This is a genomic window from Agrobacterium sp. 22117 (assembly GCF_052045735.1).
GTDB classification, from domain to species: domain Bacteria; phylum Pseudomonadota; class Alphaproteobacteria; order Rhizobiales; family Rhizobiaceae; genus Agrobacterium; species Agrobacterium cavarae.
The window spans coordinates 530,471-548,679 of record NZ_JBQEPP010000002.1; the positions used below are offsets into that span (position 1 = coordinate 530,471).

An 18,209-nucleotide genomic window follows, 5' to 3' on the forward strand; every position below is an offset into this window, starting at 1 on the left:
TCTGCCTCGCGCTGAGAAATGGCATCATGCCGGTCGTATGGGAATGCATCCTCCCAACGTTTATGTATATTGCCGAATATGCGTTGCGGACGTGTTAAAGCATTCTGCCTCGGCACGTGCGGTTCCGCGTCAAGCTGCCAGCGCATCACTCGATGCAAACATGGCGTGGAGATCGAGAAAACAGATCATGCCCGATATGTGGGTAATGATGCCTGCGCACCAGGATCTATCGAAGGAACTGGCAACGGACGGTGTCGGCTGCAATTGATCGGAGGTGACAGACAGCATGTCGGTCACCTGATCGACCACCAATCCCAAAGGCGTGCCGCTCACCTCCACCACGACGATGGCGCTCCTCTCCGTGGTCTCGCCTGATCGCATACCGAGTTTGCGCGACAGGTCGATCGTGGGAATGACCATCCCACGCAGATTGATGATCCCAAGAAGCTCTGGCGAGGCATGCGGTAGCGGTGTCGAAGCGGCCCATCCACGGATCTCGCGAACAGAGGTTGTTTCGATGCAGAAGGTTTGCTCCCCAAGCTGGAAGGCGATAATATCGAGCGTCGTCAGACCGTTCATGTTTTGCGTAAGGTTGGACATCAGAACTCCTCCCAACTTTCGGTTTTGATCGCGGCATTGCCTTGAAACGCGTTCGATATCCTTGCCACCATCTGCCGGGGCTGGGATGCCACGGGACGCGCAGCGACTGATACAGGCACTGGCATCGAACGGCGCGCGGGTGCGTTTGAGCCGATCTTGAACTGAGACAACAGCTGAAAGAGCGCCTCTGCTTCTTTTGCAAGGCTGTGGGCCGCAGCCGATGTTTCTTCGACCATGGCAGCATTTTGCTGGGTGCCCTGATCAATCGTATTGACGGCCGTGTTGATTTCCTTCAGCCCTGTCGCCTGTTCCCTTGAGGCCTCGACAATAGCGACAACATTCGCATCGACGTGGACGACCTGTCCGACGATCTCCTCCAGGACCTTTCCTGTCTCGCCGACAAGAGCCACGCCGCTCTTGACGTGTCCATTCGAGGCGCTGATCAAACCTTTGATTTCCTTGGCGGCCTTAGCCGAGCGTTGCGCAAGTTCACGAACTTCCTGCGCGACAACGGCAAAACCCTTGCCTGCGTCTCCGGCGCGTGCCGCTTCAACGCCGGCATTCAATGCCAAGAGGTTGGTTTGAAAGGCAATTTCGTCGATGACGCCAATAATATTGGCAATTTCGGACGCAGAGGATTCAATCTTGCCCATTGCGTCGACGGCCTGGCGAACCACAAGACCGGAGCGCTCGGCATTGTCCTTCGTCTTGCGGACAAGCTGCCCTGCTTCCTGCGCGCGCTGGCTCGAATCCGAACCGGTCGTTGTTATTTCCTCGAGTGCCGCCGCCGTTTCTTCGACGGACGCAGCCTGCTGTTCCGTCCGGCGGGACAAATCGTCAGAGGCAGATCGGATTTCCTGGGACGCGGCCGCGATGGCGCTGGCGTTCTCCGACACCGCTTCCATTGCTGAGCAGAGTTTTGACGCCGCAACGTTGAAATCCGTGCGGAGTTTCTCAAGCGCCGGCAGGAAGGGTGTTGAAAGCTGCTGTGTCAGATCGCCTTCCGCGACGCTCTGGAGCGCCGCCGCAAGCAAGTCCACGTTGTCTACGCGAGCCGTGACATCAGTCGCAAACTTGACCACCTTGAAGACGTTACCGTTCATGTCCAAGATCGGATTATAGGACGCCTGGATGTGCACCTTTCTGCCACCCTTGCCGATGCGCAGAAACTCGTCTGCGACAAATTCTCCTGCCGATAAGCGCGCCCAGAAATTCTGGTAGTCGTTGCTGCCGACACAGGCTTTGTCGCAGAACATGGAGTGGTGCTTGCCCTTAATCTCGGCCAGTTGATAGCCGAGGACCGTCAGGAAGTTCTGATTGGCTGTCAGAATTTCGCCTGTCGGTGTAAACTCGATGACGGCCTGCGAGCGGGAAAGAGCATCGAGCTTGCCTGCGTCCTCGGCAGACTTCAATTTCTGCTCGGTGATGTCGGTTGCGAATTTGACCACTTTGTAGAATTTGCCGCCGCGCGACACCGGATTGTAGGATGCCTCGATCCAGACTTCCTTTCCGCCTTTGGCGATCCGTTTGTATTGGCGGCGATCGAACCTGCCGGCGTTGAGTTCGCTCCAGAATTGCCTGTAATCTGCGCTGGCGGCTTCAGCCGGATCGACGAAGATGCGGTGGTGTTGGCCAACGATTTCGCTTAGCTCATAGCCGAGCGCTTTACAAAAATTCTCATTCGCCGTCAGGATTTTGCCGGTCATATCGAATTCGATAATCGCTTGCGATTTACTCATTGCAGCCAAAACGGCTTTGGCGTCGTTCGAGAAACTCAAAGACATCATTCTCAAGACACTCCCTATCTGCCGGAGGCTCGGGTGCCTGATCCCTATCGATCTCGGTCAGTTTGGCCACGGCTGTTAAACGCAATACAGGCAGGGCGACCAATTGTTTTGAGAGCTACTTTCGTCCTGTCGCCCCCAGTTTTAGGGGTCAATTGTTGCAAAAGGCTTAATGCCAATATCCGCAATTGAGCTTTTGCTCATAAATTACGCGGTTTGCCCAATAAGTGGCTCATAGAGCGTCGTGTGGCGTATTGGATGCGCAAAGAAACTCTATCTCCTTTGATCTACGCATGGTGATTTCCGAAAGTCGATTCCGGTTTTCGAGCCGCTGCTGTCGTTTGACGCAGGGACATAAAATAGGCGGCGCAGAATTGGGGGGCGCGAAAAGGCCGTCCGATCAAGCCGGAACTGAAGTCAGGGCGAGCGAGCCTGAAGGATCGCGGCCGGCCTTAATGGATCAGACCGCGGCGGATGGCTTCGGCAATTGCGTGAACACGATTGTCCGCGCCAAGCTTGCGAATAGCCGTCTTGATATAGCTGTTCACCGTATCAGGCGTATAGCCGCTCGATTTCGCGATATCATCCGTCGTCTTGCCAAGGCTGGCATATCGTAAACAGACGATTTCGCCCTCGCTCAGTTTCAGGGTCTGAGCCGAGAACTTTTCCATGATCGGACGCGTGATAACGCGATGCGTCACTTCCGCCTGATCCTTGAGGAAGCTGATTTCATCCTGATCGAACGGCGTCGCTCTCGAGAAGGTTATTGCGCCGAAGACAACGTCGCCCCGCCGTATCGGAAACAACGTGCGGTTCAGAACGCCGAAGGTGCGTGCAAGATAGATCAGCCGCTGCGGTGGAGCTGCCTGCTCGTAAACCTTCTCGTCGATGATGACATCTGTTGCCGTTACGGAGGCTTGAACGAATGGGTCGGCTTTCAGAAGATCGTCGCCGTAATAGGCATCAAGAAACGCCGGCGGCACGTCCGTGTCGATCGAGAACCCGCTACCGAAGCGATATCCGTCCAAATCGAGTCCCGATACAGCAAAGAAGTCAAACGGCACGGCCTTGCGCAGCCTCTCCATGAAAGGATGTTGTGCCACATGACGCCGGGTCGGCACCGACCTCAGATCAACGGCCTCGTTTAACAACTCCTGCGGGGCAAGCGCACGTGAATATGGCAAATCGCAACTCCTAGAAACAGAAATCCAGTTTCTGGGGTGCGGATGTTAATTTTCTATGAAATTTTACGCTGAAACTATGAGGGGTGTTATCCTGACGCGCCGCACCTGCGAGCGAGGCGCGCCAGAAATATCGGTCATCTTCAACCCTGCTCGGGCAAAGCCCAGCAAGCAAAGACTGAGGACGTTGCAACGGCAGGGCCAGTCTTCTCATTCACCTTGTCGTCATTGGCGGCGTTTTCATTGGCCAGCTTGCGCTTCACCTGCTCGACATAGAACGACAGCGGCAGTTCGCGATCTCCCGTCTCGCGCATTTCCGTGGCCAGCCGGTCGATCAGTTCTGATGTGGGGATGATGCGCGGCTGTTTGCCGTCAACCGTAGAAATGGGCATGCTGTTCGAAGTAATCATGACGATAGCTCCTCCAGTCCATCTAGCACTCAAAGACTATCACCGCCCGATTTTTGCGATAGGGTCAATTTTTCAAAAAACCGCCACTTCACGCGAAGGACGATCAAAATTTTCGTGATTGCTTGATTTTTTTTAAGGCCAGCGCACGACAGGCGGGAGAGACGACAGGATCGACTCCACATTGCCCCCGGTCTTCAGGCCGAAAATCGTGCCGCGATCGTGGAGAAGATTGAATTCCACGTAGCGACCACGGCGAATCAGCTGTTCGTCGCGGTCTTCTTCGGTCCATGGCTGATTGAAATTGCCGCGTACGATCTTGGGGTAGGCAAGGTTGAACGCGCGGCCGACATCCTGAACGAAGGCGAAATTGGCATTCCAGCCGCCCTTGTCTTCATCCGGGTGCAGCCAGTCGAAGAAGATGCCGCCGATGCCGCGCGGCTCGTTGCGATGCTTGAGGAAGAAATATTCATCGCACCATTGCTTGTAGCGCGGATAGTCGGCGACCGCGTGTCGGTTGCAGGTGATCTCGAAGACGCGGTGAAAGAGCTGCGTATCCTGATCGTCCTGGGTGCGGCGACGGTTGAGGACCGGCGTCAGATCGGCGCCGCCACCGAACCAGTGGCTGGTCGTCACCACCATGCGTGTGTTCATGTGCACGGCTGGCACATTGGGATTGACCGGATGGGCGATCAGCGAAATGCCGGACGCCCAGAAGCTTGGGTCCTCGTCGGCGCCCGGCATCTGCTTGCGGAATTCCTCCGAGAATTCGCCATGAACGGTAGAGGTGTGGACGCCGACTTTCTCGAACACCCGGCCTTCCATCATCGACATGATGCCGCCGCCGCCTTGGCCTTCATCGCGCAGCCATTTCTTCTGAACGAAGCGTCCCGGCGGCTGATCGGAGAGCGGACCCTGAAGCTCATCCTCGATGGTCTCGAAGGAGGCGACGATCGTGTCTCGCAGGCTCTCGAACCAGGCTTTGGCGATCGCCTTCTTGTCCTCGATGTCGTCCGGCAGGCCCTTTGGCAAAACGGGGCGTTCCATATCCGGTCTCCTTCATGCGATTCGATTTTGTTCTGTCGATTTAGAGCATTTCCATCAGAAGTGTGTAGCGGTTTTGCGCACGGAAATGACGTCCCAACAAAAGGTGATCGCCATGGGTTGCGGATGCGATTTCGACTCGCCAAGCGGGCAGTCGCGCACTATCTTTTGAGGATCAGAGGTATTGGCATGACGAAATTTACCGGACCGCCACCGCTTGAAGGCTTGAAACGCAGGATCGCCGCGCACCGCCGCGACCGCGATGGCGGCGTACCCAAAAACCAGAAAAGCGGCATGTTCGTGCGCCAGACATTCTGCATGACGCGGGCCGAAGCCCGTGCCAAGGCGAAAGAATGGTTCGAGGAATATCCAAAGGCTGCTTACTGGACGGAAGTGGAAAGCTGGCGGCAGCTGGAAGGCGACCAGATCGAGTTCACCATGCGGCGTTTGCCCTCGGCGGACTGAGGGGCGGTCGCTGTTTTGCCGGGACTGTCCACACTCAGTGCCGTCATCCTCGGGCTTGACCCGAGGATTTACACCCTCATGAGATCGTTGGATAAAGATGGATCCTCGGGTCAAGCCCGAGGATGAAGGCGATGGGTGGCGCGGATGGCAGAGTCCGCCAAAAACCTTGCCGCCAAGCCCTTACGCCCGCGTCTCGGCGGTGCGAAGGCGGCTCTCGCCCAGAATGCCGCTTTCATCCAGAATGGGATGCGCGACCGAGACGATATGGGCGTTGATGCGTTTCAGGTCTCGCAGCATGTCGAGATGCAGCGAGCTGGTCTGCAGGCTCTCCATCAAGCCGTCGCGCAGGCGTTCCAGATGACGGCCTGAGGAGCGCTTTTCGAGGCGGCGGATATCGATCTTGATTTCCATCAGCCGCCGGGCAAGCGACAGGTCGCCGGTCACGAAGATGCTTTGGGCGGCGCGCAGGTTCTCGATGGTCATGTCGAAGAGCGTTTTCAATTCGTCATAGCCTTCATCGGAGAACTTGAAGCCGTTCAGGATCTTCTTGCGGATCTGCTCGCACAGGCCTTTCTCGATGATATCGCCCATATGTTCGAGATTGATGGCGTAGTCGATGACCGTGATCGAACGGCGGGCATCATTTTCGTCCAGTCCCTTGCGGCCAAGCTGCGAGAGGTAGATCTTCACCTCCTGCTGTAGCTGGTCCACCTTCTTTTCCAGCATTGCGATTTCGGCAAGCGGTGCCAGGTCGTTGTGCTTGAAGGCGTTTTCGGCGCGGATCAGCATGCGCTCGATCGTATCGCCGATGACCAGAACTTCGCGCGTGGCATTGGCCAGCGCGACGACCGGCGTATCGAGCGCATCCTTATCGAGAAAGCGCGGGCCATCATCGCTCTGCACATCGCTTGGCACGACCTTAGCCATGAAATCGGAGACGAAGCCTGAGAGCGGCCATGCAACGATCGTCAGCAGAATGTTGAAGATCAGATGGGCATCCACCGGCAGCATGCTTTCAGACAGCGGCAGTTGTTGCAGCGCGATCGCGCCATAGGAGGCAAGCGGCATGGCGATGGCGCAGCCGATGGCACGGATAACGAGATTGCCGAGCGTGATGCGCCGCGCGGCGGCAGGGCCGCTCATCGTGGCAATGACCGGCGGGATCGCCCCGCCGAGATTGGCGCCAAGAACGAGAACGATGATGAGCCCCGTGGACAGAATGCCGGCCGAAGCCAGCGACAGGATCAGCACGACCATCGCAAGGCTGGAAGAGGAGAAGAAGGCCATGGCTGCCGACAGAAGCAGTGCAACCGGCCAGGCATCGTCGAGCAGGCCGATGAAGGCGCCGAGTGCGGGTGATGCGCGCATCGGCTCGGTGGCGTTGCTTAAGAGATGCAGCGAAAGCAGCATCAGCCCGACACCGACGAGGGCCGTGCCGCCACCCTGACGGGCATTGGAGTTGCCCTTGCGCAGCACGATGCCGGACAGAATGAGGAGAGGCGACAGCCATGCCACACCGGTTGCGAAAATCCAGGCGGTGACGGCGGTGCCGACATTGGCGCCGAGGAGAACGATCTGCGCCATGCGCGGGCGGATCAGATCACGCTCGGCAAAGGAGGCGACGGTGAGTGCTGTGGCGGTCGAACTCTGGAGCGCGATGGTCGCGAAGAAGCCGGAGACGAAGGAGCGGGGCCCGTTGCGGGTGCTGGTGGCAAGGATGGTTCTAAGCTTCAGCCCGAAGGCTCGCGTGACGCCATCCTTGACCTGCGTCAGACCGAACAGCAGCAGCGCGACCGCTCCGAGCAAATTGACGATAACGATGGTGGATTCCATGAGCGGCCACTCCTTTCCGTCTATTCGGTCATGATCGAAGAATAGCCTTGCACGAGGTCTTCGTCGCCGAGCGCGTGCGGCGGGCAGGAAGAAATCGAGCGGGAAATCTTTCGTTGGCTAACCAACATAGGGACGAAAAGTTCAGTGGTACAGAGGTTTCTGAAACAATCTTTTCAGAATTTCCTGAAATTTATGGCCAAAATGTTTGACGAAGAACTTCGCCGGTGATCATTGCCGCCGACATGGCGACGTTGATCGAACGCTGGCCTTCCACCATCGGGATCAGAACCCGCTCATCCGCCTTGTCATGCACGTGGTCAGGCACCCCGGCGCTCTCCCGACCAAAGAGCAGGATATCGTCCTGTCGGTACTCCACCTTCGTATAGGGCAGGGCAGCCTTTGTGGACGCCAGGACCAGGCGCCGTCCGGTTGTGGCGCGCCACTCTTCGAACCGCTCCCAGTTGACATGGCGAACGAGTGCGGCCGAAGCGATATAATCCATGCCCGCGCGCTTCAGGTTGCGGTCGGAGATATCGAAGCCTGCGGGCTCGATGATGTCGACGCCGACGCCAAGACAGGCCGCAAGCCGCAGGATCGTGCCGGTATTGCCTGGAATATCCGGCTGATAAAGGGCGATCCTGATGTTGGACATGATGGCGTTCCTGTTTTCGACGAGGTGGAGGCGGTTAGCATGGAGGGCTCTCGATGGCCAGTCAAAGGGCTACCTTGATGTCACTCAAACACCACAACCTGGCGCGTGCACGACACAATCTTGGATGTGCAGCCGTTTACATCTGGTCAATGATTATATTTTGAGCTACAAGGCCTCATCTTCAACACCAGCCATAGGAGGTTCAGATGGATCAGCACAATCGATATCGCCTCCCGGGCTTTGTGGTGCCGTTTCAGGCCTAGGTGTGTCTTTGCGGGTCTCCCGCATTTTTCCGATTTAAAATTTCGTCATGTGGCTGTTACGGCCGCGTTCCATGTGTTTTCCCGTTCTGGCGGTGGCGCTTCATGTCCATTGCGCATGTTCTTTCGGGGTATTCTATTCGGAGCTTAGCCTCATGTTTGGCTGGTTTGAAAAACGACTCGATCCATTTCCTTCGTCCACGCCGTCGACACCGCCGAAGACGCTGATTGCCTTCATGTGGCACTACGTGAAACCGGCATGGCCATGGCTTCTTCTGCTTGGTCTGATGTCCATGGGCATCGCGATTGCCGAAGCCATGCTCTACAAGTTCCTTGGAAGCATCGTCGATTGGCTCTCCACCGCCAACCGCGAGACCTTCTTTGCGGATGAGGGCTGGCATCTTGTCGGGATGGGTGCGCTGGTTCTGATCGGCTTGCCATTGATGGGCTCGATCCACACCATGACCATGCATCAGACGCTGGCCGGCAATTTCGGCATGATCGCGCGCTGGCGGATGCACCGGTATCTGCTGCGCCACTCCATGACGTTCTTCGCCAACGAGTTTGCGGGGCGCGTATCGACAAAGGTCATGCAGACGGCGCTCGCCATCCGCGAAGTGGCATTGAAGATCATCGACGTTTTCGTCTACGCGATCAGCTTCGTCATTTCGATGCTGTTCATGGTGGCGGCCGCCGACTGGCGCCTGGTCATTCCCTTGCTCGCATGGCTCGGTATCTATCTGTGCATCCTGACCTATTTCGTGCCGAAGCTTGGCCGGTTGGCGCAGGAACAGGCGGATGCGCGTTCGATGATGACGGGCCGTATCGTGGATAGCTACACGAACATCTCCACCATCAAGCTGTTCTCGCATGCGGGGCGCGAGGAGGTTTATGCGCGGGAGGGCATGGACGTGTTCCTTGGAACCGTTCACCGCCAGATGCGCAAGATTTCCGGCTTCAACATGCTGATCGACATCAACAATGCGATCGTCATGTTCTCGACGGCGAGCCTTGGTCTTTACTTCTGGATGCAGGGCTCGGTGACCGCCGGTTCGGTCGCCATTGCCATCAGCCTTGCCATGCGCGTCAACGGCATGTCGCAGTGGATCATGTGGGAAGTGACCGCGCTGTTTGAAAACATCGGCACCGTCTATGACGGCATGTCGATGATGACCAAGCCGCACGATATCGTCGATGCTGCAAACGCACCAAGCTTAAGCGCACACAAGGGCGCAATCCTGTTCGACGACATCCGTTTCCACTACGGAAAGAACAAGGGTGTCATCGATGGGCTGACGCTGGATATCAAGGCGGGTGAAAAGGTCGGTCTCGTCGGGCGCTCCGGTGCCGGCAAGACGACGCTGATGAATCTTCTGTTGCGCTTCTACGATCTGGAGGGCGGCAGGATCACCATTGACGGGCAGGACATCTCGCACGTGTCGCAGGACAGCCTTCGCAGCCTGATCGGCGTGGTGACGCAGGATACCTCACTTTTGCACCGCTCCATTCGCGACAACATCGCCTATGGTCATCCGGGTGCAAGCGACGAGGAGATCATCGCTGCGGCCAAGCGTGCCAATGCCTGGGACTTCATCGAAACGCTGGTGGACATGCATGGCCGCCACGCGCTCGATGCGCAGGTTGGCGAGCGCGGCGTCAAGCTGTCCGGCGGTCAGCGTCAGCGTATCGCGATTGCGCGTGTGTTCTTGAAGAATGCGCCAATCCTCATTCTCGACGAGGCGACCTCGGCGCTGGACTCGGAAGTCGAGCAGGCCATCCAGGAAAACCTGTTTGCGCTGATGGAAGGCAAGACGGTGATTGCGATCGCGCATCGGCTTTCGACACTGACCGAGATGGATCGATTGATCATTCTCGACAAGGGCAAGATCGTCGAGGCCGGAACGCATTCCGAACTGGTGGCCCATGGCGGCATCTATGCCGATCTGTGGCAGCGCCAGTCCGGTGGCTTCATTGCCGACGAGGAGCCGGAGATGAAAGCAGCGGGCGAATAGGAAGTCTCTATAACCTGAGTCTGGCATAATCAGTATACCGAAGTATTGGGTCCCCGCATCATCATGTGGGGACCTTATTTTTTTGAAGTGTCTTCTCTTTTCTTGATATTTATCAATAACATTATCTTTAATAATCACTCGTAATAGTAGTTTGAATTGTTCGTTTTCGGATATCTATTCTACTATTGGGGGTGTCATGCGCTTGTTCAGAATGAAAATTAAACTTCTTTTGCCTGCACTCTTCACGCTGTTGATTGTCTTGGGAGCGATACAGGGCGGGCTGGCAATCTATTCCATGAGCATAATGAAAGAGGAGGGCACACAGCTGGCGAACCGGCTTGAGCGCACACTTCTTATTGGCGATATGGATCGAAGCTTCGGCGATGTGCGCCGGGAATATGCCGTTCTTCTCAGCGCCAAAACGCCGGACGATGTCCAAAAAGCATCCGTACCACTTCAGTCCGCGATCGCGGCGCGGCAGGCGGCCTTCGACGCTTATGGTTCGACAGTGGTCGTTCCCGAGATAAAGCACGTCTTCGAGGCGCTTTCAGCGGCTGTCGGCGATTACGAGAAGGCGGGCAGCGAGTTCGTCAGCCTCCTTGCTGCCTCCAAAGTGGATGAGGCGATGGCGCTCAGGACCGCGCGGATGAATCCTGCGGCGGATGCGTCGACCAAGGCCATCAATGCGCTGATTGCCGCGAACAAGGTTTTGACGGCTCAGTCCCATCAGCATCTGAAAGATGCCTCGGACTTTGCTCTGGAAGCCACGATGACGGCTCTCATTGCGGTGAGCATCATTGCGATTGGCGCGGCGCTTCTGTCGCTCTTCCGGATTGCGAGGCCGATCACCGACATTACCTGGGCGATGAATGCGCTTGCGGCGGGCGATACCGCAAGAGACATTCCCCATGGGCAGCGCAGCGACGAGATCGGTGAAATGGCTGCCGCCGTCTGCGTCTTCCGCGCCAATGCGCTGGAGCGTGAGCGACTTGAGCGGGAAGCGGAAGCCAATCGCAGTCTCAGCGAACAGGAGCGGGTGGCGCGCGAGAAGCAGAAGGCGAAGGAGGCTGCGGACGTGACGTTTGCGGTGGATGGTCTTGCCGATGGCCTGAAGCACCTTGCCGATGGCGACATGACCTTCCGGCTCGAGACGCCCTTCGTCAGCCAGTTGGATGGTGTGCGGCTGAATTTCAACGACTCGGTCGAAAAGCTGCAGGCAGCACTTCGCTCGGTGGGTGAAAATGCGAGAATGATCGATGCTGGCGCCAATGAGATCCGCTCGGCCACCGATGATCTCTCCAGACGCACCGAACAGCAGGCCGCATCGGTGGAGGAAACCGCTGCAGCGCTTGAGCAGGTGACGACGGCGGTGAAGGATTCCGCCGTCAAGGCGGGTGATGCCGGTGAACTGGTGGCGAAGACCAGGGCCGGTGCCGAACGATCCGGCGAGGTCGTGCGGAAAGCCGTGACCGCCATGACCGAAATCCAGAACTCTTCGAATGCGATCAGCAACATTATCGGCGTGATCGACGACATCGCTTTCCAGACCAATCTGCTGGCGCTCAACGCAGGCGTGGAGGCAGCCCGGGCCGGGGAAGCGGGCAAGGGCTTTGCCGTCGTTGCTCAGGAAGTGCGCGAGCTTGCCCAGCGTTCGGCAAGTGCGGCGAAGGAAATCAAGGTCTTGATCACAAGATCCGGCGAGCAGGTGCGTGACGGCGTGACGCTGGTTGGCGAAACAGGGCAGGCGCTTGAAGCGATCGTGGCGGAGGTTCAGGAGATCAACAGGAACGTGGCAGCCGTCGTTGCCTCTGCCCGCGAACAGTCCACCGGGCTTTCTGAAATCAACTCGGCCGTCAACCAGATGGACCAGGGCACGCAGCAGAATGCGTCCATGGTGGAGCAATCGAGCGCTGCGACCTATGGTCTTGCAACGCAAGCGGCTTCGCTGATGGCGCTTCTCTCCCAGTTCAAGCTGGAAGAGGGGGCTGTGGCCCGGCCCCTCTCCCAGCCGGTCCAGGCATCCAACCAGCCGGCACAACGATCGCCAGCCCGCGCGATGGGCCAGCGACTTGCTTCTGCCTTTGCAGGGCGGGGTTCTGCGGCGGTGGCGGTTGCTGAGGACAGCTGGACGGAATTCTGACCAGATTGCGGGCCGATCAATCCTAAGGGCGGGAACATCTCCCGCCTTTTTTCATTACAGATGGTCACTTCTGGCCCAACAACCGATCGATCTTGTGGGGCCGCATTACCGAAATATAATCTGCCCTGTTCTTTGCCCCTCTCAAGAATCCGCCTATACAATCAATATGATCATCACCCGTGTTTTCCACTATTTCGAAAACTGGATCGAGCCCTTCGCCCGCAAGGACGATCTGAGGCCCCCGGAAAGCACATTCGCTTTCATCTGGTTCTATCTCCGTCAGGCCAAGGCGCCGTTCTTTGCCATGCTGGTGCTCGGTGGATTGACGGCGGCGATCGAAGCGGCGCTCTTCTGGTTCGTCGGGCGGCTCGTCGATATTCTTTCGACCGTCAAGCCGGGCGATGGCTGGTCTGGCCTGCTGGCGAGCCACGGCTATGAACTGATCGGAATGCTGTTCCTGATCGCTGTGGTGCGCTTCGTCGTTACCATGCTGACGGCGCTCGTCGATCAGCAGATCATCACGCCGGGTTTCTACAACCTTGTGCGCTGGCAGTCCTATATGCATGTCGCGCGGCAATCGCTGAGCTTCTTCCAGAACGATTTCTCCGGTCGTATCGTCACCAAGGTCTGGTCGGGCGGGCAGGCGGCAGGGGACCTCGTTACGTCGCTGATGGAGAGCGTCTGGTTCGTCGGCATCTATTCGGTGTCAATGCTCTTCCTGATCGGCGGGCTGGACTGGCGGCTTGGACTGGTGGTGGTGCTTTGGGTCGGCATCTTCTCCATGCTGGCGCGCTATTTCGTGCCGCGCATTCGCTTCCATTCGCGCGAGACCGCGGAAGCCGCCTCCATGCTGAACGGGCGCATGGTAGATGCCTATAGCAACATCCAGACGCTGCGCCTCTTTGGCCGCGCTGATGCCAATGACCGCTATATGCGCCAGGGCTTCGATACCTTCCAGCGCACCACCATGACCTTTACCCGCTTCATCACGGGGGTCCGGGCGTCCATGGCGCTGCTATCGGGCATCATGATTACGTCGATGGCCGCCCTTTGCATCGATCTCTGGCTATCCGGCAAGATCAGCTCCGGTGCTGTGGCCTTCACGCTTGCCTTGGTGCTGCGGCTCAACTTCCTCCTCGGGCGGCTGATGACGCAGTTCAACGGCATCATGCGCAATTTCGGCACGGTGCAGAACGCCGCCGAACTGATCTCGCAGCCGATCGGCCTTGTCGATGCGGCGGACGCAAAGCCGCTCGAGGTGACGACGCCGAGCGTCCAGTTCGATGATGTCAGCTTCCACTATGGACGCGGCAAGGGTGTCATCGACCACCTCAACCTCACCATCGCGCCGGGCGAAAAGGTCGGTATCGTGGGGCGCTCGGGCGCCGGCAAGTCGACACTCGTCAATCTGCTTTTGCGCTTCTATGACGTGGAGCAGGGGCGCATCCTGATCGATGGGCAGGATATTGCCCATGTGACACAGGAGACGTTGCGCGCCCATATCGGCATGGTGACGCAGGATACCTCGCTTTTGCACCGCTCCATTCGCGACAACATCATGTTTGGCCGGACGGACGCGACCGATGAGGAGTTGCTGGAAGCCGCACGTCGGGCGCAGGCCGACGATTTCATCGCGCGGCTCGAAGACCAGCGAGGCCGCAAGGGCTTCGACGCCCATGTGGGCGAACGCGGCGTCAAGCTTTCCGGTGGTCAGCGTCAGCGCATCGCGATTGCCCGCGTCATGCTGAAGGACGCGCCGATCCTTATTCTGGACGAGGCGACGTCTGCGCTCGACTCCGAAGTGGAAGCGGCGATCCAGAGCAATCTCGACGCGTTGATGAAGGGCAAGACGGTGCTGGCAATCGCGCATCGTCTGTCAACGATCGCCGCGCTCGACAGGCTGGTGGTGATGGATGCCGGGCGGATCGTCGAGCAGGGTACCCATAGCGAACTGGTAGCGAGCGGCGGGCTTTACGCGGACCTCTGGGCGCGTCAGTCCGGTGGGTTTCTGGATGCTGAAGGAGAATAAGATCTTGAGCCCAGTCCCGGGCATCCGAGACGCGTCGGTTAGATGCGGCTCCGCTGCGTCATGACTTCCATTCTCATTTCAAGCTTTGCCACTATCGTATGAGCAAAAAAAGGGCGGTCGCTCGCAGAGCCCGCCCTGCTGCTCTGTTTTGCAGATATTAGAATTCTTCCCACTCTTTTGCTGCCGCATTGGACGCTGTGGCTCTGCCGCCGCCAAAGGCACTGGCGAGACGGTTGCCGAGTGCGCGGGCAGCGGAGGCGATGGGGGGATGTTCCGTTGCTGAGGCGGCGACCGGACGTGCTGCCTCGGAAACCTGAGTGTTCCCGATCCGAAACTGCGATATCAGCCGGGTCAGCTCATCTGCCTCGCTTGCGAGCGAGTGGCTCGCGGCGGTCTGTTCTTCCACCATTGCAGCATTCTTCTGCGTTGCCTGATCGATGTTATTGACCGCTTCGCTGACTTCTTTCAGGGCCGTCGACTGTTCGCGTGACGACAAGACGATCGCTGTCACGTTCCGGTCGATTTCCTGAACCTGATTGATGATCTGAAGCAGGGAATTGCCGGTCTCACCAACAAGTTCCACGCCCAATGTCACCTGGGTTCCTGATTTGGTAATCAGCGCCTTGATCTCTTTGGCGGCATTGGCAGAGCGCTGCGCCAGTTCGCGCACTTCCTGGGCAACGACGGCAAAGCCCTTGCCTGCTTCGCCAGCACGTGCGGCTTCCACACCTGCGTTCAACGCAAGAAGGTTCGTCTGGAAGGCGATTTCATCGATGACGCCGATGATGTTGGAAATTTCTCTAGATGAGGACTCGATGCCGGACATCGCGTCCACGGCACGCTGGACAACTGCTCCCGACGTCTCCGCACCGAGCCTTGTCTGCTCGACAAGCAAGCCTGCGTCTTCGGCGCGTTTGGTGGCATCCCGCAGTGTCGTGGAAATTTCCTCGAATGCTGCCGCAGTTTCCTCGACAGATGCCGCCTGCTGTTCCGTACGTTTGGCCAGATCGTCGGAGGCCGATCGAATTTCCGACGAACCGGCGCGGATCGCATTGGCGTTATCGCCAACCGAGCGCAGGGCGGCCTGGAGTTTCATCACTGCAGCGTTGAAATCATGGCGTAGCTGATCGAGGGAGCCTGCGAAGGCGGTATCGATCCTGTGGGTCATGTCACCTTCTGCGAGCTTGTTCAGGCCTTCGGCCAGCGCTTCGACGGCGGCACGCGTCTGACGCTCGCGCTCGGCAGCTTCTTCGGCGCGCTCGCGACGTTCTGCTTCGCTTATTGCGCGGTCACGTTCGGCCTCGGTCTCCAGGCGGGTCTTGGCGAGGGTCGCATCGCGCAGCACAGCCAGCGAACGGGCCATCTCGCCGATTTCATCCTTGTGAACTGATTGCGAGAGATCTACATCCGTTTTGCCGCGAGCGATTTCGCTGGTGGCTACGATAACTTTGTCCAGACGTTTGCGCATGCGCGTTGCCAGCAACCAGCCTACAACAACCATTAGCCCAGCGGCAGTCGCGATGATGATAATGGAGGTTATAGCAAGCGATGTGACCTCGGCAAAGACGACAGCTTTCGGAACGCTGACGACGGTAAACCATGTGGCGCCTTCAGCAAGTGGAACCGGGACCGCGACCGAGAGATAGGGCGTACCATCCTTGTCGGCGATCTCCAGCGGCTTTTCCGGATTGGCGATCAAAGCCTGCCAAGCCTGTGCATCGAGACCGGAATCCTTAAGCGCCTTGCCCAGCGTAGCCTTGTCTGGATGGCTGACTATATTGCCCTTCTGGCTCAGCAGTGCGACATAACCCTCTCCCAACGGCTTCAACTTAGCCATCTCGCTGGCCAGAGCGTCGAGCGCGCTATCGACGCCAACGACGCCAGCAAACTTGCCGTCAATCATCACCGGCGTCATGAAGGAGGTCATGTTGACCACCTTGTCACCGACCTTGTAGTCGTAAGGTTCGGTGAGCATGTCCTTGCCGTTCGACTTCGGCACCAGATAGTAGTCGCCATCGCCGGGCTTTTCGTAGTCGACCAGCGGCATGAGCGTGACCTTACCATCGACGCGCGCGACATAAGGAATGAAGCGACCCGTCGCGTCGTGACCCGGCTTGTTTACGTAATCTGCGTCCTTGCCGTCGAAGGCGTTGGGCTCCCAACCCGTGCTGAGGCCGAATGCAGTGTTGTCCGAAAGAAGACGTTCCATGAATGCCGTCATGCCATCGCGGTTCGGTGTGCCAGTCCGCTTCATTGCGTAAAGCGAGGACCGCATGTTCCAGGCGAGCGTCTTGATGCTGGCAAAATGGGTCTGCACTTTTTCGGCGCTGGAATGGGCATTGGCAACCATTTCCGAAACCGAACGCTCCTCGACCGTGCGATACGACATCCAAAGCAGAATGCTTGCCGTTGCTACGGTGGTTGCAACCCCGGTGGCGACAATAGCAAACATATTTCGGGCAATTGCAGTTTTTGGAACCAGCACAGAACTCTCCCAGGATGGGTAAACAATTTCTACATTCGTCTAAGCTGAACACATAGGCGCGAGACGATATTACGGAATATTTATTACTTATAATTTTTAAAAAAATAATTAATTGTATTGCGTATTGTTAAACGCAGGGTCGTCGTGCTTTGTTTTAGTGGGACGAGATGAGGAATTCACTTTCCTTGTTTGGGACGAAAAGTAAGACGGACATTGCCTGGATTTGTGCCGTTTTTCGAACGATCAGGCGGGGCAGCAAAAGTCAGCTGTGCCGATTCCCGAATAAGTAAATTTCGGGAAATACTTAGATTTCCTTCGATATACTTTGAATTTCGATGATTTTCGAATAGAGCGAGGTGTCAGTCGCTGTCGACTGTCTTGGCAGTAATCATGAAGTCGGCAATCAGCCCGTAATGGTTCGAGCCGAAATTGTCTGGCAGACGCTTGACGCTCATCAGCGTCGCTGGCTTGCGAGCGAAGATATGATCGATGGCGATGCCGAAGCGTCCGGCGCGGATCGGCCATGTTGCCGGTTCCCACGGCGCTTTCTGGAGGCGCGTTTGCGCCATGAACTCCCGCATATCGGGGACGATGCTGGCGGAGTTGAAATCACCACCGAGAATGAGTGGTCCCTCTATCTGGCCCAGTATGTCTGAAAGCTTGCTCAGTTCTTCGCTATGATATTTGTCGAAGTACGGTTTTGTCAGATGAACCTGCGCAAGCGTCAGCGTTATGCCCTCAAGGTCGATATGGGCAAGGCCTGCCCGTTCCTGGCTGACGTAGCTGAGGCTGCCGATCTTGCCATCGATGAGCGGTCTTTTCGACAGCATAAGAAGATCGCAGTCGCTGACAGCGATGCCGCAACCCAAACGATAGGGATAGATCTGGGAAAGCCGGGGGAGGACGCTTCGCAGGGCCGCTGCTTCCATGACGTAGACCACGTCCGCCTGCGAGGCGACGATGGCATCGGCAATTGATTCGGCGCTTCTGCGGTTTTCTCTCAGCACATTGAAGGACAACAGCCGGAACGGCTTGGCCGATGACGAATGAATCCCGTCTGTGGAGAAATCCTGTTGCATGATGACGCCATGCGCAGTGAGAACCAGCGACCAGGCCAGAAGGGCGACAAACAGCCGCGAGCGCAATGCCCAAAGGCAGATTGCCGAGGCAAACGACGCCAGAAGCGCTATATGAAGCTGGAAGCTGGTGACGAAAGCGAGCAGCCAGAAATCATAGATATATCTGAAGCTTATGGAAAAAAGCGCCGCAAGGATCGCAGTCGAGGCGATGCAGGTGAGCCGTGCTTTCACGCTTAAA

At 57.5% G+C, this 18,209-nt stretch carries 13 protein-coding genes; 4 read left to right on the forward strand and 9 right to left on the reverse strand.

The annotated features are described in order from the left end of the window. Positions 1–129 precede the first annotated feature (129 nt). The 5 genes from ACTJKV_RS06980 to hemF all read right to left on the reverse strand — a co-directional run bounded on the left by ACTJKV_RS06980 (position 130) and on the right by hemF (position 5,019). A complete protein-coding gene (locus ACTJKV_RS06980; protein WP_144621291.1) occupies positions 130–600 on the reverse strand; it encodes a chemotaxis protein CheW in 471 nt (156 codons plus the stop codon). Then, positions 600–2,393, reverse strand: coding sequence for a methyl-accepting chemotaxis protein (locus ACTJKV_RS06985; RefSeq protein ID WP_440598566.1), 1,794 nt, complete (start codon positions 2,391–2,393; stop codon positions 600–602). Before ACTJKV_RS06985 ends, ACTJKV_RS06980 begins: the two co-directional genes overlap by 1 nt. A gap of 443 nt (positions 2,394–2,836) precedes the next feature. Further along, a complete protein-coding gene (locus ACTJKV_RS06990) occupies positions 2,837–3,568 on the reverse strand; it encodes a LuxR C-terminal-related transcriptional regulator (RefSeq protein WP_440598567.1) in 732 nt (243 codons plus the stop codon). Between the two features lie 140 nt (positions 3,569–3,708). Further along, on the reverse strand, positions 3,709–3,975 hold the full coding sequence (locus ACTJKV_RS06995; RefSeq protein WP_062426375.1) for a hypothetical protein: 267 nt from the start codon (positions 3,973–3,975) through the stop codon (positions 3,709–3,711). A gap of 132 nt (positions 3,976–4,107) precedes the next feature. Continuing rightward, positions 4,108–5,019 (reverse strand): oxygen-dependent coproporphyrinogen oxidase, encoded by a 912-nt coding sequence (hemF, locus tag ACTJKV_RS07000; protein ID WP_062426376.1) that lies wholly within the window; start codon positions 5,017–5,019, stop codon positions 4,108–4,110. A gap of 186 nt (positions 5,020–5,205) precedes the next feature. On the opposite strand from hemF, the gene ACTJKV_RS07005 reads away from it, so the two are divergent. Further along, positions 5,206–5,481, forward strand: a complete 276-nt coding sequence (locus ACTJKV_RS07005; RefSeq protein WP_062440259.1) for a hypothetical protein — start codon at positions 5,206–5,208, stop codon at positions 5,479–5,481. A gap of 180 nt (positions 5,482–5,661) precedes the next feature. Here ACTJKV_RS07005 and ACTJKV_RS07010 read toward each other — a convergent pair whose 3' ends face one another. Together ACTJKV_RS07010 and ACTJKV_RS07015 are read right to left on the reverse strand one after the other, a co-directional pair. Then, the gene (locus ACTJKV_RS07010; RefSeq protein WP_113271439.1) at positions 5,662–7,314 is read right to left on the reverse strand and encodes a Na/Pi cotransporter family protein; all 1,653 of its coding nucleotides are present in this window, start codon (positions 7,312–7,314) and stop codon (positions 5,662–5,664) included. Positions 7,315–7,504: 190 nt separating this feature from the next. Next, complete coding sequence (locus tag ACTJKV_RS07015; RefSeq protein WP_274102025.1) at positions 7,505–7,966, reverse strand: tRNA (cytidine(34)-2'-O)-methyltransferase; 462 nt, start codon at positions 7,964–7,966, stop codon at positions 7,505–7,507. Positions 7,967–8,381: 415 nt separating this feature from the next. On the opposite strand from ACTJKV_RS07015, the gene ACTJKV_RS07020 reads away from it, so the two are divergent. From ACTJKV_RS07020 to ACTJKV_RS07030, 3 genes are all read left to right on the forward strand, one after another. Next, entirely contained in the window at positions 8,382–10,238 is a 1,857-nt protein-coding gene (locus ACTJKV_RS07020) for an ABC transporter ATP-binding protein (protein WP_062426380.1), read from the forward strand. Between the two features lie 211 nt (positions 10,239–10,449). Further along, positions 10,450–12,378, forward strand: coding sequence for a methyl-accepting chemotaxis protein (locus ACTJKV_RS07025; RefSeq protein ID WP_337993148.1), 1,929 nt, complete (start codon positions 10,450–10,452; stop codon positions 12,376–12,378). 166 nt (positions 12,379–12,544) lie between these two features. Continuing rightward, the gene (locus ACTJKV_RS07030; RefSeq protein WP_274102028.1) at positions 12,545–14,407 is read left to right on the forward strand and encodes an ABC transporter ATP-binding protein; all 1,863 of its coding nucleotides are present in this window, start codon (positions 12,545–12,547) and stop codon (positions 14,405–14,407) included. 157 nt (positions 14,408–14,564) lie between these two features. On the opposite strand, the gene ACTJKV_RS07035 is transcribed toward ACTJKV_RS07030, so the two are convergent. Together ACTJKV_RS07035 and ACTJKV_RS07040 are read right to left on the reverse strand one after the other, a co-directional pair. Beyond that, positions 14,565–16,889, reverse strand: coding sequence for a methyl-accepting chemotaxis protein (locus tag ACTJKV_RS07035; protein ID WP_274102272.1), 2,325 nt, complete (start codon positions 16,887–16,889; stop codon positions 14,565–14,567). 362 nt (positions 16,890–17,251) lie between these two features. Beyond that, positions 17,252–18,202 (reverse strand): endonuclease/exonuclease/phosphatase family protein, encoded by a 951-nt coding sequence (locus ACTJKV_RS07040; protein WP_274102029.1) that lies wholly within the window; start codon positions 18,200–18,202, stop codon positions 17,252–17,254. Positions 18,203–18,209 lie beyond the last annotated feature (7 nt).